This is a genomic window from Citricoccus sp. CH26A, from assembly GCF_000224415.1.
Classification (GTDB): Bacteria; Actinomycetota; Actinomycetes; order Actinomycetales; family Micrococcaceae; genus Citricoccus.
In genome coordinates this window covers 51,829-69,800 of the sequence record NZ_AFXQ01000012.1, presented here as the reverse complement: position 1 = coordinate 69,800, position 17,972 = coordinate 51,829, and the positions used below count along the sequence as shown (strand labels likewise).

The window sequence follows — 17,972 nt, the reverse complement described above, 5'->3', positions numbered from 1 at the left end:
CGCCGGTCAGTGCCGGCGGGCGGTAGCGCGGACCGCGTCCGAGACCCGCACGAGCAGCCTCTTGTCCGCGGGGTGGCCGCTGGCCCGGTCGGTGACGAGGCCGACCGCGAGGTCCAGGTCGGGATCCGCCCAGCCCAGGCACACGTCCGAACCGTTGTGCCCGAAGGTCCGCACGCTGCTGGTGGCCCCCAGCGGGCACCATGCACCGGTGCCGCCGAGCTGGAGGCCGGTCCCCCACCGGGTGGGCAACCGGGTCCAGGCGTCTCGGCCGCCGTCCGAACTGGGTGCGCACAGTGCCTCCCGTTCCGGGGCGCCGAGCAGGTGGCGGTAGAACAGGGCGAGCTGGCGGGCCGTCGTCGAGATCCCCGCCGCCGGGATCCGTGCCTGGCGCACGGACCGCCGGTTGACGATGGCCGCGACGACCGGCCCGCCCGGCAGGGCCCGGCGCGAGCCGTCGAAGGGCAGGCACCGGTGCAGCTGGTCGTCCGGTACCCCGGGGTGGACGTCCCGCAGTCCGGCGGGGCCCAGCACCAGTTCGTGCAGCAGCTGCGGCCACGGACGGCCGGTGGCCCGGCGGGCCACCTCGGCCAGGATGTACCCGAAGTCCAGTGGCTGGTAGGCGGACGGGCCCGGATAGCGGCGGTCCCGGCGTCGGCCGCGGGCCACCCGCTCGAGCGAGGCCTCGAGGCGGTGCATGGCCAGCACCGCCACCGGGTACGGCCCCGCCGTGGGGGCGGCCGTGCGGTGGGTGAGCACGTCCCGGACGGTCGTGCCGGCCTTGGAGCCGTCCCCACCGGTCCCGAACTCGGGCCAGTACTCCCCCACCGCGGCATCCAGGTCCAGCACGCCCCGGCCCGCCAGCCGGTGGACCAGCAGGGACGTGAAGGGCTTGGAGGCCGAGAACAACCACCCCAGGGCGTCCGGGTGGCAGCGGACCGCCCCGTCCAGGACGACGACCCCGCGGTGGATCACGCACAGCTGCACGCAGGCCCCGCGCGAAGCGGCCAGGGCCAGGACGTCCCGCCAGCCGGCGTCGGACACCGGACCGGCGCCCGGCGGCGGACCGGCGCCGGCGGGACCACCTGCCGGGACCGGCGTCGTCATCATGGGGACAGCGTACTGAGGCCCGTTCCGCCGCCCCTACACTCGGTGCATCCCCCGGCACCGTGGCACCCGGCGGACGCCGGGGTGCACGGGGGGCACGACCCTGCAGGACACGGACGCAAGGAACGGCTCGGCGTGGAGAACTTCTGGCTGGCACTGGGGCTCACCGTGCTCGCCGGGTTGTGCACGGGCATCGGCGGGCTCATCTCGGTGGTGCCGCGGCGCACCAGCGGCCCGTTCCTGTCCGTGGCCCTGGGCTTCTCGGCGGGCGTGATGCTCTACGTGTCCTTCCTGGAGATCATGCCCAAGGCGCTGACCTCGCTCACCGCCGCCACGGACCCGGCGGGGGGCCACTGGGCGGCCGTGGCCGCGTTCTTCGGCGGCATCCTGGTGATCGGGGTGATCGACCGCCTCGTCCCCGAGCCCATCAACCCGCACGAGCCCGGCCAGGTCCGCGATCCGGCCACGGCCGCCCGGCGCCGGCGGATGATGAGGACCGGCACGGTGACCGCGCTGGCGATCAGCCTGCACAACTTCCCGGAGGGCTTCGCCACCTTCGTGGCGGGACTGACGGACCTGTCGATCGCCCTGCCCGTGGCCCTGGCGATCGCGCTGCACAACGTCCCGGAGGGCGTGGCCGTGGCGGTGCCGGTCCGGGAGGCCACCGGGTCCCGCCGCAAGGCCGTGCAGTGGTCCTTCGTCTCGGGGCTGGCCGAGCCGGCCGGTGCGCTGATCGGCTTCGCGTTGCTGATGCCGTTCCTGGACGACGTCCTGCTGGGCATCACCTTCGCGGTGGTGGCCGGGATCATGGTGTTCATCTCCCTGGACGAGCTGCTGCCCACGGCCCGGGAGTACGGCAAGCACCACCTGGCGATGTACGGATTGGTGGGCGGCATGGCCGTGATGGCGGTGTCCCTGCTGCTGTTCGCCACGGTCTGAGGCCCCCGCACGGACCCGCGGCGACGAACGGTGTAGAACTGGTCCATGACCAGTAGTGACCCCGGCGCCGACGCACGCACCGCCCCCGAGCTCCCGGCCGACGAGGGGCGGGCTCCGCAGCCGGCACCGGCGGTGGGCGCGGGTCGGCCTGCGCGTCAGGGGACCGTCGGCATCGTCCTGGCGGTGCTGGCCGTGCTGTTCATCGCGGCCAACCTGCGCCCGGGCGCCACCTCCCTGGGGCCGGTCCTGGCCGAGGTCTCGGCGTCCTTGGGGATCGACGGCGGCGTCGCCGGGGTGCTGACCGCGCTGCCCGGGCTGATGTTCGGGGTGGTGGGACTGCTCGCCGTGCGGATGGGCCGGCGCGCGGGGCTGTCCCTGACCATCGCCCTGGGCCTGGTGCTCGTGGTCGCGGGGCTGTTGCTGCGCCCGGCCTCCGGCTCGGTCTGGGCGTTCGTGCCACTGACCGCGCTGGCCCTGGCCGGGATGGCCGTCGGCAACGTCCTGGTCCCGGCGTGGGTCAAGCGGCACGGCCGCCGGCACACGGTGGTCCTGATGACGCTCTACAGCATGTTCCTGACCGTGGGAGGCTCGGCGGGCTCGGGGCTGGCGGCACCGATGGCCGGTCTCGCGGGCGCCCTGGGCGACCCCGCGGACGGCTGGCGCTACTCCCTCGGGTTCTGGGGACTGATGGCCCTCGTCCCGTTGGTGCTGTGGCTGGTCGTCGCCCGCCGCACCGGGCACGACTTCCCCACGGCCCCGCCCCGCGAGCACCCGGACCGGAGCCTGACCTCGTCGCCGACCGCCGTCGCCCTGATGGTGCTGTTCGGCGTGCAGGCGATGAACGCCTACGTGCAGTTCGGCTGGATGCCCCAGGTCTACCGGGACGCAGGCCTGGATGCGAACCTCGCCGGTTCCCTGACGGCGGTCATCGCCGGGATGGGCATCATCGGCGGGCTGGTCATGCCCACGGTGATCGAGCGCTCCCGCACGCTCGCACCGTGGATGCTGGGCTTCGGACTGCTCACGGCGGCCGGGTACATCGGCCTGCTGGTCGCACCCGTGGCCGGTGCCTGGCTGTGGTCGGTGCTGCTGGGCGCCGGCGGTTTCGCGTTCCCGACGGCGATCTCGCTCATCCCCGCCCGCAGCCGCGATCCCCACGTGACCGCCCGGCTCTCCGGATTCGTCCAGCCCTTCGGCTACATCCTGGCGGCGTTGGGGCCCCTGGCCGTCGGCTTCCTCCACGCCGGACTCGAGGACTGGACGCTGGTCCTGGTCCTGCTGGCCGCCTCCGGCGTGGTGATGGCGGTGGCGGGGCTGCGCGTCTCCGGCCGGGTCTTCGTGGACGACGAGCTGGCCGGCTGAGCGGTCAGTACACCACGGCCGCCTGCAGGTCGATCTCACCGGCGCGCTCCTGGCCGTCCACGGTGGTCCACTGCACGGAGACGATGTCTCCGACGTTGTGGTCGTTGACGATCTCGGACAGTTCGGCCGCCGAGACCACCGAGTGCCCGTCGACGGCGTGCACCGTGTCCCCGACCCGCAGGCCGAGCCGTTCCGCGGAGGATCCCGGGGACACCTCCCTGACCACCGCGGCCCCGCCCTCGGTCTGCACGGTGATCCCCAGGGCCCCGTCCACGCCGATGCTGACGGTGTCCGTCTCCTCCCCGGACAGGACCTGGGCCACGATCTCCAGCGCGGTGGCCACCGGGATGGCGTAGCCGTCCACGGCCTCCGCGTCCTCCCCCTGGGAGGCGGCGGTGGTGATGCCGACCACCTGGCCGGCACCGTCCACCAGCGGCCCGCCCGAGTACCCCGGCACGACGTCGGCGCTGGTCTCGATCAGGCCCGTCAGCCGGGAGTAGTCGTCCGGCACGCCGGAGGAGGCGACGATGGACTCGCCCAGGGCGGTCACCTCGCCGGTCACCGCCGTGAGGAACCGCTGTCCTCCGCCGTTGCCGACGGCCGCGGACCGGTCCCCCAGTCGCGGCACCTCCGGGTCGATCGACGCCGTGGGCAGGTCCGGGGCGTCCTCGATCTGGAGGACGGCGACGTCGTGCAGGGAGTCGCGCCCGAGCACGGCGGCGTCGTAGGTCTCACCGGTGTCCGCCACGGTCACGGTGACCTCCGAGGCGTCCTCGACCACGTGGTAGTTCGTGATGGCCAGTCCCTCCCCGCTGAGCACGATCCCGGTGCCGGTGCCGATGCCGGACATGAGCCGGGTGTCCACCATCAGCACGCCCGGCGCCTCGGTGACCTTGCGGCCCACGTCCAGGCCGGCCTCGTCGAGGTTCGGGCCGGCCGCCCAGTCCACCCGGATGCCGTCGTGGGCGTGCCGCAGCGTCTCCCCCAGGGACTCCCCCTCCGCGGCGGGCCGGGCCGTCTCCCCCTCCTGGACCGCGACGATGTCCCGGATCTCCTGGACGGTCAGCACGGTGACCCCGCCCGCGAGGATGAGGGCCCCCGTGACCCCGGTGGCGATGATCAGGCGGTACGCGCCGCGGCGGGGGCGGCGGGGCGGCCGGCCGGAGGGGAACTGGTGGTGCGGGTACTGCCCGTACGGGACGTGCTGGTGGGCACCGGCGTGGTGCCCGTGCGGCCGGTGTGCCCCCCGGGCCGGGTACTGCCCGGGCACGGGGAAGACCGGCCCGACGGCGGGGGGCCGGCCTGGATAGGGCGGGACCCCGGCCGCGTCGCGACCGGGATCCCGGGGGTCGGAGGGGTCGTTCACCGTGCTCCGGTCAGGCGCGGGCGGCGGCGATCGCTGCGTCGTAGTCCGGCTCGGTGGTGATCTCCGGGACCACCTCGGTGTACGCCACGGTGCCCTGGGGGTCGATCACGATGACCGCACGGGCCAGCAGCCCGGCCATGGGCCCATCGGCCTGGGTCACGCCGTAGTCCTGGCCGAAGCTCGAGCGGAACACGGAACCGGTGACGACGTTGTCGATGCCCTCGGCGGAGCAGAACCGGCCCGCGGCGAACGGCAGGTCGGCCGAGACGGCCACCACGGTGGTGTCCTGGAGCCCGGCGGCCAGTTCGTTGAACTTCCGGACGGAGGCGGCGCACACGCCGGTGTCCAGCGAGGGGAAGACGTTCAGGATGACGGTGCGGCCGGCCAGCGACTCGAGCGAGACGGGCGACAGGTCGGAACCGGTGAGCTCGAAGGCGGGGGCGGAGGACCCGACGGCGGGGAGTTCGCCGACGGTGCTGACGGGGGTGGACTTGAATGCTGTGGTTGCCATGCGTTCAAACCTAGCCGTTTAGGCTGTCGACGTGGAACTGCACAGCAACGTCACCGACACCGCGCTGCTCTTCGAGGGCGGCGGCATGAGGGCCTCCTACACCTCGGCCATGGTGGTGGCCCTGCTGGAGGCCGGGATCCACCTGGACTTCGTGGCCGGGATCTCGGCGGGGTCCTCCAACACCGCGAATTACCTCGCGCGGGACGCCTGGCGGGCACGGCACTCCTTCGTCGACTTCGCGGCCGACCCGAAGTTCGGCAACTGGAGGACGTTCGTGCGGGGCGACGGGCTGTTCAACGCGAAGTACATCTATGAGGAGACCGGGCTGCCGGACCAGGCCCTGCCGTACGACTGGGAGACCTACTGCGCGAACCCGGCCACGGTCCGCATCGGGGCCTTCGACGCCGAGTCCGGCGAGCAGGTGTGGTGGGGGCGCCAGGACACCCCGGCGATCCAGGACCTCATGGTGCGCGTCCGCGCGTCCTCCACCATGCCCGTGCTCATGCCCCCGGTGCACCTGGACGGCCGGACCTACGTGGACGGCGCGCTGGGACCGGACGGCGGCATCCCGGTGTCGGCGGCCGAGGAGGCCGGGCACCAGCGATTCCTGGCGGTGCTCACCCGCGAGCGGGACTACGTGAAGGGGCCCGAACGCTTCCCCCGGTTCTACCTGCGCTACTTCCGCAGGCACCCCGCGATCGCCGAGGCGCTGCTCACGCGATGGACGCGGTACAACCAGACCCGGGAGCGGCTCTTCGACCTCGAGCGCCAGGGCAAGGCCTACCTCTTCGTCCCGGAGCGGATGCCGGTCTCGAACGGGGAGCGGAACGTGGCCAGGCTGCGCGCCTCCCACGAGGCGGGGCTGGCCCAGGCACGCCGCGAGATCCCCGCGATCCGGGACTTCCTGGGCCTGCCGGCCGTCGACGCTTGAGATGGCCGCGGCAGCCCGGTGCCCCGCACCGGGCTACTGCGCGGAGTCGGGCAGGCCGAAGACGCGGTCGAAGCACCAGGCGTAGACGGCGTTGTAGATCAGGAAGAAGATGATCAGCGCCAGTTCGTAGAGGAACGCCTCCCAGAGGCCGACCTGCAGGATCAGCGCCACCGCCGGCACGAGGACCACCACGAGCCCGGCCTCGAACAGGAACGTGTGCAGCAGGCGCATCCACAGGGGCCTGCCGGTGTGCCCCGAGCGCCGCTCCCACCACTCGAACAGGGTGTTGAACAACATGTTCCACAGCAGGGCGACGACCGAGGACACCACCCCGACGACGGCGCTGGAACCGGCGGGGTTGCCCAGGGCGGCCAGGATCAGGGTGGTGAACACGATCGCCAGGGCCTCGAAGACCACGGCATAGGCCACCCGGCGCCGCATCGGCGACGAGAAGACGCGCCGGCCGACGAGGGCGGGACGGCCGCCCGGGGCCGCGGGCACCTCGCCGGTGTGCCGGCGGGCCCGGCCACCGGGCGTCTCGGCGGGTGCGGCGCCGGGTGCGTCACCGGGCGCCTCGGCGGCGTCGACAGGCATATCGGGGCGTGGGCTCGCGGGCATGGGTACTCCTCCATGGTTCTGTCCATGGGAAGTCCTCTGCCGGTTTCGCGTCCATGGAATCGGATGCTCGGCGCACAGGTCCCGTCCCCGGTCGACGGGGGACACCCCCGACCCGGACGGCCTCGACGGCGCCGTGGCCCCAGTCTAGCAAGGCCCCGTCACGCGAGACGACGAGACGGTCCCTCGCCCGCGGCGGCGTCACCCGCGGCCTAGGATGTCGGGGATCGCCGGCGCCGCGGTCCCCGGCCGGGTCGGTCGGAACGGACGCAGCACCGCAACCGCAGCACATCGTGGAAAGAGGACAGCACATGACCATCAGGGCCGCCATCGTCGGGTACGGCAACCTCGGCCGGAGCGTGGAGAAGCTCGTGCGGCTCCAGCCGGACATGGACCTGGTCGGGATCTTCTCCCGGCGCAGCGGCCTGGACACGGACACCCCGGTCCTGCCGGCGGCCAGTGCCGCCGAGCACGCGGACGCGGTCGACGTGCTGTTCCTGTGCCTGGGCAGCGCCACGGACATCCCCGAGCAGGCCACCGCTTACGCACGGCACTTCACCACGGTGGACACCTATGACAACCACAAGCTCGTCCCGGACCACTACCGGGCCATGGACGCCGCCTCCCGCGCGGGCGGTCACGTGGCGATGGTCTCCACGGGCTGGGATCCCGGACTGTTCTCGCTGAACCGGACCCTGGCCGATGCGCTGTTCCCGGACGCCCAGCAGAACACCTTCTGGGGCAAGGGACTGTCCCAGGGCCATTCGGACGCCGTCCGGCGCGTGCCCGGCGTCCAGCGCGCGGTGCAGTACACGATCCCCAGCCAGGAGGCGATCGAGGAGGCCAAGGCCGGCCGGGGCGCCGAGATCACCGGCGCCTCCGCGCACGTACGGGAGTGCTACGTGGTGGCCGACGAGGCCGACCACGCGGCGATCACCGAGGCCATCACCACCATGCCGGACTACTTCGCCCCGTACCGGACCACCGTGAACTTCATCACCGAGGAGGAGTTCGAGCGCGACCACCGGGGCATGCCGCACGGCGGGCACGTCATCACCTCCGGGGACCTCGGCGGGTCCCGCAGCTCGATCGAGTTCGCCCTCGAGCTCGGCAGCAACCCCGACTTCACCGCCGCCTCCCAGGTGGCCTACGGGCGGGCCGCCGCCCGCCTGCGGGCCGAGGGCAGGACCGGTGCGTTCACCGTGCTCGAGGTCGCGCCCTACCTGCTCTCCCCCACCCCGCTGGAGGAGCTCATCCGCCGCGACGTCTGAGCCGCTCCGGCCGTGGGGGCCGGCCGCGCCCGGCGGGAGGACCGGACCCGGCGGGGGGATCACCGTTCCGCACCCGCCTGGACGGCCGCCGTCGTATGCTCGGGACATGCCGATCACGAGCGAGACCCGTGTCCATGACCGCCGGCCCGGCCAGTCCTCACAGGACGGGGGCACCCGGTGAGCGGGGGCCTCGTCGCCCTGCTGGACGACGTCGCGGCACTGGCCCGCATCGCGGCCGCCTCCCTGGACGACGTCGCGGCCGGCGCCGCCAAGGCCGGCACGAAGGCCGCGGGCGTCGTGATCGACGACGCCGCGGTCACCCCGCAGTACGTCTCCGGGGCGGACCCGTCCCGCGAGCTGCCCATGATCAAGAAGATCTTCTGGGGCTCGCTGCGCAACAAGCTGCTGGTCATCCTGCCCGCCCTGCTGCTGATCAGTGCCTTCATCCCCTGGCTCATCCCGTTCATCCTCATGCTGGGCGGGACCTACCTCTGCTACGAGGGCGCGGAGAAGGTCTGGCACAAGGTGCGCGGTCACCACGGCCCCGAGGAGACCCCGGCCGTCGAGCGGGGGCCCGCGGCCGAGGACAAGGTGATCAAGGGTGCCATCACCACCGACTTCATCCTGTCCTGCGAGATCATGGTCATCTCCATGAACGAGGTGGCCGACGAGTCCCTGTGGGTCCGCGCCCTGATCCTGGTGGTCGTGGCGATCGCCATCACCGTGATCGTCTACGGCGCGGTGGGGCTGATCGTCAAGATGGACGACATCGGCCTGCACCTGACCACCAAGGACTCTGCCGGCACCCAGCGGTTCGGGAGGTTGCTGGTCCAGGGCATGCCGGCCGTCCTCGGTTTCATCACCTTCATCGGCACCATCGCCATGCTCTGGGTCGGTGGCCACATCATGCTCCAGGGCGCCTACGACCTCGGCTGGCACGCACCCTACGACCTGGTCCACGTGCTGGAGTCCCCGTTCGCGGGCCTTCCCGCGGTCGGCGGGTTCCTGGCCTGGCTGGTGAACACGATCTGCTCGGCCATCCTCGGCCTGGCCTGGGGCCTGGTGGTCATGGCGATCCTGCACCCGCTGCTCAAGGTCCTGCCCTTCGGCAAGGGCACCGCCACCGGCGAGGGCACGGTCGACCACGAGGAGGGTGACCTCCGTGCCGCGCTCGCCGGCCACCGTCCCGCCGACCGGGACCCGCGACCCGGCGCCGGAGGGGCCGACGGTCCCTCGCACTGAGGCCAGTCCGGACTCTCGCACTGAGGACGGGACGGCCCCGGGACCCGTGATGGGTTCAGGCCTGGGGCGTCTCACCGTCCACGCTGAACGCCCACATCACCCCGTAGCGGTCGAAGACCTGTCCGTACCAGCCACCCCACGGGGCCGGTTCGAAGGGCATGCCCACCGAGCCGCCGCCGTCCACGAGCCGCTCGATGACCGACTCGGCCTCCTGGGTGCTCTCCAGCGTGTAGAGCAGTGAGTACGCGGTGTCCCGCAGCGGGTACTCCTTCTCGTCCATGACGTCACCGCCGGCGAGCTCGCCACCGGGCAGGCTCAGGGTGACGTGCGCCACGGACTGCGGGTCCGGCGTGAAGGGCATGCCCTCCATGGCCGGCATGTCCCCGTAGCGCATGATCTCCAGCTCGCCCCCGAAGACCTCGTGCCAGTGCTCGAAGGCCTCCGCGGTGGTCCCAGGCAGCGAGATGTAGGTGGCCAGGTTCTTGCTCATGATCATGCTCCTGTGCTCGGCGGGTGCCGGTCGGGGCCGGGCCGGTTCTGGGTGGACCGCCGCGTCAGCCCTCGGAATGGGTGGCTCCAGCTTCCCTGCCGCCGGCCCGGCGGCGCATCTCCGATCCTGCGCAGCACGACGGAGGAGGATGGTCCTAGACTGTGCCGATGGCCACCGATGACCCCTCGGAGATGACCGGGACCGCGATCCGTACCCTGGCGGCCTCGGCCGGGCTGACCCTCGACGACGGCCCGATCCGGGTCAACGAGATGGGCCTCGACTTCCGCGTGGCGATCGCCCGGGACACCGCCGGCCAGGACTGGGTGTTGCGGATCCCCCGCCGCCCGGACGCCACCGCCCGGGCCCGGGACGAGGCCCTGACCCTGCGCCTGGTGGCCCCTCACCTGACCCCGGCCGTCCCGGACTGGCGGATCAGCAGACCGGACCTGATCGCCTATCCGCTGCTGAGCGGCGAGCCCGGGCTGACCCTCGACGACGACGGCACCCCGGTCTGGCACCTGGACACGGCCTCGTTGCGCTACGCCCGGTCCCTCGGGGACTTCCTGGCCGAACTGCACGGCATCGACCCGGCCGAGGCCGCCGGCGCCGGGGTGCGGACCCGGAGCCCGGCCGAGGTGCGCCAGGCGTGGCGGACGGACATCGACCGGGTCGTCGCCGAGTTCGAGGTGGCACCGGGCCTCCGGGACCGGTGGGGCGCCTGGCTGGGCGAGGACAGCTACTGGCCGCAGTGGTCGGTCCTCACCCACGGGGAGGTCTACCCCGCGCACACGCTCGTGGTGGACGAGCGCATCACGGCGGTCCTGGACTGGACGACGGCGGCCGTGGACGACCCCGCCCGGGACTTCGCCTTCCATCACGCCTCGGCCCCACCGCAGGCCTTCGCCGTGACGCTCCAGCGCTACACGGAACGCGGTGGCCGGGTGTGGCCGCGGCTGGCCGAGCACTGCGCCGAGCTGATCTCCGCCAGCCCCGTCGCCTACGGCGTCTTCGCCCTGGACACCGGCACTGAGGAGCACCGCCAGGCCGCCGCGGCACAGTTGAACCCCGCGGGCTGACCCGGCAGGGCGGACCCTGGCCACGGACCGCCCGGTCGGCCCGGCACGGGCCGTTCACCCCGTGGACGCCGTCCAGCCACCAACGGTGACGCCGCCTCGCGTGGGCGGTCTACCATGGCGGCGTGGAGACCAACAGACCGGTGACGGCCTTCGTGCTGGCCGGCGGTGGCGTACGCGGTGCCGTGCACGTGGGACAGCTGCGGGCCCTGCTGGAGCGGGACATCACCCCGGACATGATCGTGGGGACCTCGGTCGGGGCCCTCAACGGCGCCGTCGTCGCCCGCAACCCCCACCCCGACGTGGCGCACGAACTCCTCGAGATGTGGCAGACCGACGAGGCGCGCGCCATCTACGGCCAGTCCTGGCTCAGCCAGGCCGGACGGGTGCTGCGGGGCCGGACCCACACCCTCTCCGCGCAGCCGCTCTGGGACCTGGTCAGCATGCACTTCCCCAACGACGCCCGGATCGAGCACCTCGAGCTGCCCTTCATCACGGTCGCCACCTCGATCGAACGCGCCTGCGAGCAGGCGTTCCACTCCGGCCTGCTGGTGCCGGCCGTCGTCGCCTCCTCCACGGTGCCCGGCCTCCTGCCTCCCACGCAGATCGCCGGTGAGCACTACCTCGACGGCGGCCTGGTCGCCTCGGTGCCCCTCGGCCAGGCGGTGCGCCGCGGCGCCACCACCATCTACGTGCTGCAGGCGGGCCAGCTGGACCGGGAGCTCACCGTCCCGACGTCGATGCTCGACACCCTGCGGGTCTCCCTGGCCATCTCCCGCCGCCACAGCTTCACGCACGCGCTGGAGCACGTCCCGGACGGCGTCACCGTCCACGTCCTGCCCACCGGCGGCCGCCCGAACGTGCGCGGGCTGAAGTCCATGGTCTCCCTCGAGCACACCGTGGAGCGGGCCGAGCTGGCCTACGCGGCCACCTCGACCGCCCTGGACCGCGGCGTCATGCTCTGATCGTCCATCTCCTGGGCGGCGGCCAGGATGTTCCTCGCCATGGCCGGGAAGACGAGCGCGTGGAACGGCAGGATGGCCCGCCAGTAGAGCCGTCCCAGGATCCCCTGCGGGATGAACACGGCGCGCTGGCGGTACCTCGACCCACCGCTCTCCCGCGCCTCGACGCCCAGCTGCAGCCAGGCCCGTCCACCCGTCTTCATCTCGGCCCGCAGCGTCAGCAGCCGGCCCGGCTCGATCGCCTCCACGCGCCACCAGTCCACGTGGTCGTTGACCTTCAGCTGGCCCGGGTCCCGCCGGCCGCGGGCCATCCCGTAGCCGCCCAGCACCTGGTCCATCACCCCGCGGATCCGCCACAGCACGGGCGTCGAGTACCACCCGGTGGTCCCCCCGATCGCCTCGATGGCGCGCCAGACCGCGTGGGGTGAGGCCTCGCCGTCGCGCTGGCGGACATCGGTGAACACCGTGTGGCCGGCCCACTCCGGATCGGAGGGCAGCGGTTCGGCGGGGTCCCGCACGGCCAGGACGTCGTCGTCCCACGTGGCCGGGACGTCCCCGGCGAGCTGGCGGGCGATGGCGCGCCGGCAGGCCTCGCGGTAGGGCGTGAGACCGCCGGGCGGGTCGGGGATCAGGGCCGCGATGTCGTGCTCCTCGGTGACCGCGTCCTCCGCCATGGACGCTGCCAGGGGCATCGCGATGCCCCGCGGGATGGGGGTGACCATGCCGATCCAGAACCCGGAGAGCCGCGGCGCCGGCAGCCGCGTGGCGAAGATGGTGCGCTTGGACAGCCCGGCCACCTCCGCGTAGTCGGACATCATCGTCTTGAACGGCTGGCTCGTCCCGCAGCCGATGTCGAAGGCGCGATTGACCGGCGCGGTCAGGGCGCAGGCGTGGGCGAGGTAGTAGAGCACGTCCCGGATGGCGATCGGCTCGATCCGGTTGTCCAGCCACTTCGGGCCGGGCATCACCGGCAGCCGCTCCGTGAGGTGGCGGATCATCTCGAAGGACACGGACCCGGAGCCGATGATGACCCCGGCCTCGAACACCAGGGCCGGGACGGTGCCCGCGAGCAGGATCCGGGAGACCTGCTCTCGCGAGCGCATGTGGTCGGAGAGGTCCTCCAGGGGCTTGTCCGGGTGCAGGCCGCCGAGGAAGACGACCTGCTGGACGCCGGCGTCGGCCGCGGCCTGCGCCACCGTCTCGGCGATGAGCCGTTCACGGTCGATGAAGTCATCGCCCCTGCCCATGGAGTGGACGAGGTACAGCACGGTGTGCACGTCCCGCATGGCCTCGCGGACCTGGTCGGGTTCCTGCAGGTCGGCCTCGGCCCGTTCGACGGCGTCGTACCAGTCCCGCGAGGCCAGGTCGTCCAGGTGCCGGGCCGTGGCCCGCACGGTGAACCCGGCGGCGAGCAGTTCCGGGACCAGGCGCCCTCCCACGTACCCGGTGGCACCGGTGACGAGCACCCGGCGCCCCGCGCCGTCCGGCAGGGACAGGCCGAGGGGTGAGTCGGGGAGGTCCTGGTCGGCGGGGTCGGAGGAGGCGGGTCGCTGCTCGGCGTGCTGGCTCATGGACCCACGCTAGCCGCAGCCCTGCGATGGCGGTACCGGTGGCGCGGGCGCGCCGGTCGTCCGGTCCCGGCACGGGCGTGCCACTGTTCAAGCCCCGTGCCCGTCTGCTGGACTGCAGGGACACCGCAACCGAAGGAGAGCCCATGAGCACGAAGGATCCCGTCAAGACCCTGCTGGAGAAGCTGGCGGACACCAGCGTATGCATGCTGACCACCACGCACGAGGGGCGGATCCACAGCCGCCCCATGGCCCTGCAGGAGGTCGACGACGACCATGCCCTGTGGTTCCTGACCCGGCTGACGAGCCCCAAGATCGCGGAGACGACCGGCGGCCAGGCCGTGAACGTGACCGTGGCGGAGAAGGGCTTCTGGGCCTCCGTGTCCGGCACGGCCACGGTGGTGCGGGACGTCGAGCGCCAGAAGGAGTACTGGAGCAAGGCGACCGAGTCGTTCTACGGCGACGCCTCACCGGAGGACCCGCAGGTCGTGCTCCTGAGGGTCGAGCCGGACACCGCCGAGTACTGGGACTCCCCCGGGCTGGCGGCCACGGCGTTCGAGATGGTGCGGGGCAAGGTCACGGGGCAGCCGGCCCGGCCCGGTGACAACCCCACCGTCCAGCTCTGAACCGGTGACCGCGACCGCCGGCCGGCCCCGCGCTCTCGCGGGCGCCGGCCGGCGGTTCAGCGCTCGACGTCGATCACGATCTTGCCCCGGGCCTCGCCGGACTGGCTGAGTCGGAAGCCCTCCGCGACCTCGGCCAGGGGCAGGACCCGGTCGATGTCCAGGGTCAGCTCTCCCCGCTCCACCCGCGCCAGCAGGTCCGCGAGACCGTCGCCGTCGGGGCGCACCCACAGCCAGCGCCCGCCGTGGTCCTCCACGGCCGGGTCGGCGATGGACACGTGCCGGCCGCCGTCGCGCAGCACCGCCAGGGTCGTCTCCAGGACCCCCTCGGCGCCGGAGAAGTCGGCGACCGCCTGGACGCCGTCCGGGGCCAGTTCGCGCACGCGCTCAAGGAGCCCCTCGCCGTACCTGACCGGGACCACGCCCAGGGCCTCCAGCTTCGGGAAGTTGGCCTCGGAGGCGGTACCGATCACGCGGGCGCCGGTGGCCACCGCCAGCTGGCAGGCCAGGTACCCGACCCCGCCGGAGGCCGCGTGGATCAGCACGGTGTCATCGGCCGTGGGGGCCAGCGCGTCGACGGAACGGCGCGCGGTCAGCCCGGTGAGGGGCAGCGCCCCGGCCACGTCGTCCGTCACGGCCTCGGGGATGATGGCGGCGAACTCGGCCGGGACGGTCACGTACTCGGCGAAGGTGCCCCCAGAGACGACCATCTTGCGGGCGTAGGCCGCGACCCGCTGGCCCGGGCTGAACTCCGGGGTGTCGGGCCCCACCTCCTCGACGACGCCCGCCACGTCCCAGCCGGGCACCACCGGGAAATGGGCGTCCATCATCGTGTCCAGGCCACCGGACATCACCTTCCAGTCCACCGGGTTGACCGAGGACCGCCTGATCCGGATCAGGACCTGACCGGGGCCCACCTTGGGCCGGGGCAGGTCGGTCATCTCCAGGACACCGTTGTCTCCGTACTGGGAATACGTCATTGCTCGCATACCGGGCGCAACCATGGATCGGGGGCGGCTATTCCGTCCCACCGGCCTCACTGGGTGTGCGAGGTGGCGATGTGCAGTTCCTCCAGGATGGACAGCACCGGCGTGCCCGGCTGCCCGATGGCATACAGCATGCTGGCCATGGCCTGCCGGACGGCCGCGGCCGGCCGTGTGGACCCGTGGGCGTTGGCGAACCGCATGAGGTGCTCGACGAGGGTGATGCGCTCGGTGGTGCGTTCCTCGCTGGGGTCGTTCAGGGTGTCCTCGATGGCCAGGATGGCCAGGCGGGTGGCCACGGCGGCCAGCGTGTCATAGCTGGCCCCGCAGCTGGTGAACGCCTCGGCGGTGCGGTAGTCGGCGGTCAGCAGGGGGGTCGGGGTGGTCGTAGGGGTGGTCATGACGACCTCGGGTGGGTGAGTGGTCTTTCCGTGGGACGAGACCACCGTAGGACCGGGCACGGACACGTTAGGCCGCCCCTGCCGGGACCTGGGGCACGGGGTGCAACGGCCCGGGCGTGAGCGACTCACCGGGGGAAGGCCGGTGGCGTCAGGTGCTCGCCGTGCAGCGCCACGGGTGTGTCCAGCCAGACGGCGTCGGGGCAGTCGATCGCGGAGAGCCGCTCTCCGTGGCGAGCCGGAATCAGGCCCCGGTGTGCTGGAGGAACCCGCGCAGCACCTCGACGAACTTCTCCGGCTCCTGCGAGTGCACCCAGTGGCCGGCCTCGCGGATGGTCACCCGGTGGGTCCTGGGGAACAACCCGCGCATGATGGGGGCGTACTCGTCCCGGACGTAGTCCGACCGGCCGCCGGCCACCCAGAGCACCGGCCCGTCGTAGGCCGCGTCCCCGGTGTCCGGGAAGCCGCCGATCGCGTCCAGGCTGGACCTCAGCAGCTCCAGGTTCGGCTCCCAGTGGAAGCCGTCCCGTCCGCTGCGCAGGTTCTGGAGCAGGAACAACCGGGTGGTGTCCCACGGGATGGGTTCCCTGAGGGCCTCGTCCGCGTCCGACCGCCGCTGGAGCGCGGACAGGTCCACGGCGGCCAGGCTGTCCAGCAGGTGGGCGAACTCGCCCTCGGCGCCCCCGGCCTGGGTGGGCGCGATGTCCACCACGACCAGCCGGGAGACCAGGTCCGGGTGGCGCAGTGCCAGCACCATCGCCACCTTGCCTCCCATCGAGTGCCCGACGACGGCGACCGGGCCCTGCGCGGCGAAGCCCTCGCGCAGGGTCTGCGCCAGGGAGTCCGCCATCTGCCGGTAGTCCACCGTGTCCGTCCAGTCGGACTGCCCGTGATTGGGCAGGTCCACCAGCAGGCTCCGGTAGTCCGGCGCCAGGTCCTTGGCGATCCGGGTGAAGTTCTTGCCGCGCCCGAACAGGCCGTGCAGGAAGACCACGCGGTCACCGTGGTCGCCGATGGCGGTGGTGTGCAGGGAAGTCGTCTGGATGTCAGCCACAGCTTGAGCCTAGGTGAGCTCAGGCGGCGGTGAGGACCTCCGACTCGAGCCGGGCGTAACTGGCCTCCATGCCGTCGGCCATGCCGGTGCCCAGGACGGTCTCGCGCGCACCCTCGGGGAAGGTCATGAGCAGGGACAGCAGGGTGCCGCCCTCGACCTCGGTGAGGGTGAGCTCGTTGACCACTGGCGGGCCGTCCTGGCCGGTCATCGACTCCGTGGTGACCACGCGGTGCGGGGCCTCGATCTCCAGGACCTCACCCGTGAAGCCGAACCGGTTCCCCCTCCCTCCTGTTCCCACTCGTACCGGTAGGTGTCCCCGACTGCGGTGCCGACCTCGCAGACCGGCATGGACCAGCCGTCAGGACCCAGTTGCCACCGCGTGAGCAGCTCCGGGTCGTGGTGGGCACGCCAGACCCGGTCCTTGGAGCCGTGGACGACCCGGCTGAGCCGTGCCCGGTCCTCCCCGATCAGCTGGGTGCGCACCGGCTGTCCCGCGGCGAAGGACCGCCGGTCGGCCAGGACGGAGTCCATCTGGCCCATGGCGGACAGGGTGCCCTCCTCCATGCCCATCCCCAGCAGCTGCTCGAGCTGCTCGGACGAGTCGAAGTGGGTGGTGGTGGTCACCCGGGAGCCGGCGTCCGTCTCCTCGAAGGTGAAGACCATGCGCATGGTCGGCATCTGCCGGTCCTTCGACCCGTCCTCGGCGCGGAAGCCGTCCAGCACCTCGAAGGAGCGGCCGGGGTCCACCGCCAGGTACTCGAAGTACCCACCGGCCTGCTGCCCGTCCGGGCCGGTCATGACGTAGTGCGACTCCCCGCCGGGGTAGAGGTCGTGCCGGGTGAAGGTGGCCGGCCAGTCGACCGGGCCCCAGAACCGCTCCAGCTGGCGCGGGTCCGCGTAGGCGTCCCAGAGCCGGCGGACGGGGACGGGGAACTCGGCCACGATGGTCATGGTCAGGGCACTGGGATCCTTGGTGACGTCGATGACAGGCATGTCGGTGCCTTCCAGTCGGGGCGAGGCCGGGGTCAGGCGGGGGCCGCCGGGTCCGCGGGCGGCCCACCGGCCGGGTCACCGGCCAGCAGCGCGTCCAGGCGGTCGATCCGCCGGCGCCAGAGCTCCTCGTACTGATCCAGCAGGAGCTGGGCCTTGCGCAGGGTGTCGGGGTTGCCGCGGACGAGGCGTTCGCGGCCGTGTCGGTTCTTGTGCACGAGTCCCGCCGATTCGAGGACGGAGACGTGCTTCTGGACGGCCGCGAACGACATCTCGTACGCGGCGGCAAGGGCGGAGACGGTGATCTCCTCCGTGAGGGTCCGCCGGACGATGTCCCTCCGCGTCGCATCGGCGAGCGCCCGGAAGATCCGGTCCACCTCGTCGTCGCTCAGCGTCAGTGACGTGTCATCGCCCACCGTGGCCTCCTGGTGTGCCGGTCAGATATACAACCGGATGGTTGTACGTTAAGGCGTGGCCTCCGCGGCGTCAA

General features: G+C 72.5%; 20 protein-coding genes. 8 read left to right on the top strand and 12 right to left on the bottom strand.

The genetic code is table 11. The annotated features are described in order from the left end of the window. Positions 1-6: 6 nt before the first annotated feature. Positions 7-1,107, bottom strand: coding sequence for a serine hydrolase (locus CITRI_RS0109070; protein WP_010144437.1), 1,101 nt, complete (start codon positions 1,105-1,107; stop codon positions 7-9). A 132-nt stretch (positions 1,108-1,239) separates the two neighbouring features. Here CITRI_RS0109070 and zupT point away from each other — a divergent pair, with 132 nt between their 5' ends. Then, the gene (zupT, locus tag CITRI_RS0109065; RefSeq protein ID WP_010144436.1) at positions 1,240-2,043 is read left to right on the top strand and encodes a zinc transporter ZupT; all 804 of its coding nucleotides are present in this window, start codon (positions 1,240-1,242) and stop codon (positions 2,041-2,043) included. A gap of 45 nt (positions 2,044-2,088) precedes the next feature. Beyond that, positions 2,089-3,405, top strand: coding sequence for an MFS transporter (locus CITRI_RS0109060; protein ID WP_010144435.1), 1,317 nt, complete (start codon positions 2,089-2,091; stop codon positions 3,403-3,405). Between the two features lie 4 nt (positions 3,406-3,409). Here CITRI_RS0109060 and CITRI_RS17100 read toward each other — a convergent pair whose 3' ends face one another. Both CITRI_RS17100 and tpx read right to left on the bottom strand, forming a co-directional pair. After that, on the bottom strand, positions 3,410-4,771 hold the full coding sequence (locus CITRI_RS17100; RefSeq protein WP_010144433.1) for a S1C family serine protease: 1,362 nt from the start codon (positions 4,769-4,771) through the stop codon (positions 3,410-3,412). 10 nt (positions 4,772-4,781) lie between these two features. Continuing rightward, the gene (gene tpx, locus CITRI_RS0109050) at positions 4,782-5,282 is read right to left on the bottom strand and encodes a thiol peroxidase (RefSeq protein ID WP_010144431.1); all 501 of its coding nucleotides are present in this window, start codon (positions 5,280-5,282) and stop codon (positions 4,782-4,784) included. 31 nt (positions 5,283-5,313) lie between these two features. On the opposite strand from tpx, the gene CITRI_RS0109045 reads away from it, so the two are divergent. Next, on the top strand, positions 5,314-6,213 hold the full coding sequence (locus CITRI_RS0109045; protein WP_010144430.1) for a patatin family protein: 900 nt from the start codon (positions 5,314-5,316) through the stop codon (positions 6,211-6,213). 33 nt (positions 6,214-6,246) lie between these two features. On the opposite strand, the gene CITRI_RS0109040 is transcribed toward CITRI_RS0109045, so the two are convergent. Beyond that, positions 6,247-6,831 (bottom strand): PACE efflux transporter, encoded by a 585-nt coding sequence (locus CITRI_RS0109040; protein ID WP_237709030.1) that lies wholly within the window; start codon positions 6,829-6,831, stop codon positions 6,247-6,249. 308 nt (positions 6,832-7,139) lie between these two features. Here CITRI_RS0109040 and CITRI_RS0109035 point away from each other — a divergent pair, with 308 nt between their 5' ends. Both CITRI_RS0109035 and CITRI_RS0109030 read left to right on the top strand, forming a co-directional pair. Continuing rightward, entirely contained in the window at positions 7,140-8,099 is a 960-nt protein-coding gene (locus CITRI_RS0109035; RefSeq protein ID WP_010144428.1) for a diaminopimelate dehydrogenase, read from the top strand. Between the two features lie 177 nt (positions 8,100-8,276). Next, positions 8,277-9,341 carry a DUF808 domain-containing protein gene (locus tag CITRI_RS0109030; RefSeq protein WP_010144427.1) on the top strand — a complete coding sequence of 355 codons (1,065 nt, stop codon included), beginning with the start codon at positions 8,277-8,279 and terminating at the stop codon, positions 9,339-9,341. A 55-nt stretch (positions 9,342-9,396) separates the two neighbouring features. On the opposite strand, the gene CITRI_RS0109025 is transcribed toward CITRI_RS0109030, so the two are convergent. Beyond that, on the bottom strand, positions 9,397-9,831 hold the full coding sequence (locus CITRI_RS0109025) for a VOC family protein (protein ID WP_040386218.1): 435 nt from the start codon (positions 9,829-9,831) through the stop codon (positions 9,397-9,399). A gap of 167 nt (positions 9,832-9,998) precedes the next feature. Between CITRI_RS0109025 and CITRI_RS0109020 the strand changes: the two genes are divergently transcribed. Together CITRI_RS0109020 and CITRI_RS0109015 are read left to right on the top strand one after the other, a co-directional pair. After that, on the top strand, positions 9,999-10,907 hold the full coding sequence (locus CITRI_RS0109020; protein WP_010144425.1) for a macrolide 2'-phosphotransferase: 909 nt from the start codon (positions 9,999-10,001) through the stop codon (positions 10,905-10,907). Positions 10,908-11,029: 122 nt separating this feature from the next. Next, positions 11,030-11,869, top strand: coding sequence for a patatin-like phospholipase family protein (locus CITRI_RS0109015; RefSeq protein WP_237709029.1), 840 nt, complete (start codon positions 11,030-11,032; stop codon positions 11,867-11,869). Here CITRI_RS0109015 and CITRI_RS0109010 read toward each other — a convergent pair. Continuing rightward, complete coding sequence (locus tag CITRI_RS0109010) at positions 11,824-13,437, bottom strand: SDR family oxidoreductase (protein ID WP_010144422.1); 1,614 nt, start codon at positions 13,435-13,437, stop codon at positions 11,824-11,826. The two genes, CITRI_RS0109015 and CITRI_RS0109010, sit on opposite strands and share 46 nt — an antisense overlap. A gap of 143 nt (positions 13,438-13,580) precedes the next feature. Between CITRI_RS0109010 and CITRI_RS0109005 the strand changes: the two genes are divergently transcribed. Then, entirely contained in the window at positions 13,581-14,060 is a 480-nt protein-coding gene (locus CITRI_RS0109005; protein ID WP_010144421.1) for a pyridoxamine 5'-phosphate oxidase family protein, read from the top strand. A gap of 56 nt (positions 14,061-14,116) precedes the next feature. Here the strand turns inward: CITRI_RS0109005 and CITRI_RS0109000 are convergent, their stop codons facing one another. The 6 genes from CITRI_RS0109000 to CITRI_RS0108980 form a co-directional block, all read right to left on the bottom strand. Continuing rightward, positions 14,117-15,046 carry an NADP-dependent oxidoreductase gene (locus tag CITRI_RS0109000; protein WP_029139176.1) on the bottom strand — a complete coding sequence of 310 codons (930 nt, stop codon included), beginning with the start codon at positions 15,044-15,046 and terminating at the stop codon, positions 14,117-14,119. Between the two features lie 47 nt (positions 15,047-15,093). Further along, positions 15,094-15,441 carry a hypothetical protein gene (locus CITRI_RS0108995; RefSeq protein WP_010144419.1) on the bottom strand — a complete coding sequence of 116 codons (348 nt, stop codon included), beginning with the start codon at positions 15,439-15,441 and terminating at the stop codon, positions 15,094-15,096. 241 nt (positions 15,442-15,682) lie between these two features. After that, positions 15,683-16,492: an alpha/beta fold hydrolase gene (locus tag CITRI_RS0108990; RefSeq protein ID WP_010144418.1), complete on the bottom strand. Its 810-nt coding sequence runs from the start codon at positions 16,490-16,492 to the stop codon at positions 15,683-15,685. Positions 16,493-16,511: 19 nt separating this feature from the next. After that, complete coding sequence (locus tag CITRI_RS20610; protein ID WP_083843393.1) at positions 16,512-16,790, bottom strand: SRPBCC domain-containing protein; 279 nt, start codon at positions 16,788-16,790, stop codon at positions 16,512-16,514. Beyond that, positions 16,697-17,485 (bottom strand): SRPBCC family protein, encoded by a 789-nt coding sequence (locus CITRI_RS17095; RefSeq protein ID WP_010144416.1) that lies wholly within the window; start codon positions 17,483-17,485, stop codon positions 16,697-16,699. Before CITRI_RS17095 ends, CITRI_RS20610 begins: the two co-directional genes overlap by 94 nt. A 32-nt stretch (positions 17,486-17,517) precedes the next feature. Then, the gene (locus CITRI_RS0108980; protein ID WP_010144415.1) at positions 17,518-17,898 is read right to left on the bottom strand and encodes a helix-turn-helix transcriptional regulator; all 381 of its coding nucleotides are present in this window, start codon (positions 17,896-17,898) and stop codon (positions 17,518-17,520) included. Positions 17,899-17,972: the final 74 nt, after the last annotated feature.

Bases quoted from the DNA above. Each gene is read 5' to 3' on its own strand.
- CITRI_RS0109040 (WP_237709030.1), bottom strand. From the start codon at position 6,831: ATGCCCGCGAGCCCACGCCCCGATATGCCTGTCGACGCCGCCGAGGCG.
- CITRI_RS0109005 (WP_010144421.1), top strand. From the start codon at position 13,581: ATGAGCACGAAGGATCCCGTCAAGACCCTGCTGGAGAAGCTGGCGGAC.
- CITRI_RS17095 (WP_010144416.1), bottom strand. From the start codon at position 17,485: ATGCCTGTCATCGACGTCACCAAGGATCCCAGTGCCCTGACCATGACC.
- CITRI_RS0109025 (WP_040386218.1), bottom strand. From the start codon at position 9,831: ATGAGCAAGAACCTGGCCACCTACATCTCGCTGCCTGGGACCACCGCG.
- CITRI_RS0109070 (WP_010144437.1), bottom strand. From the start codon at position 1,107: ATGATGACGACGCCGGTCCCGGCAGGTGGTCCCGCCGGCGCCGGTCCG.
- CITRI_RS0109010 (WP_010144422.1), bottom strand. From the start codon at position 13,437: ATGAGCCAGCACGCCGAGCAGCGACCCGCCTCCTCCGACCCCGCCGAC.
- CITRI_RS0108995 (WP_010144419.1), bottom strand. From the start codon at position 15,441: ATGACCACCCCTACGACCACCCCGACCCCCCTGCTGACCGCCGACTAC.
- CITRI_RS0109035 (WP_010144428.1), top strand. From the start codon at position 7,140: ATGACCATCAGGGCCGCCATCGTCGGGTACGGCAACCTCGGCCGGAGC.
- tpx (WP_010144431.1), bottom strand. From the start codon at position 5,282: ATGGCAACCACAGCATTCAAGTCCACCCCCGTCAGCACCGTCGGCGAA.
- CITRI_RS0109020 (WP_010144425.1), top strand. From the start codon at position 9,999: ATGGCCACCGATGACCCCTCGGAGATGACCGGGACCGCGATCCGTACC.
- CITRI_RS0109060 (WP_010144435.1), top strand. From the start codon at position 2,089: ATGACCAGTAGTGACCCCGGCGCCGACGCACGCACCGCCCCCGAGCTC.
- CITRI_RS0109000 (WP_029139176.1), bottom strand. From the start codon at position 15,046: ATGCGAGCAATGACGTATTCCCAGTACGGAGACAACGGTGTCCTGGAG.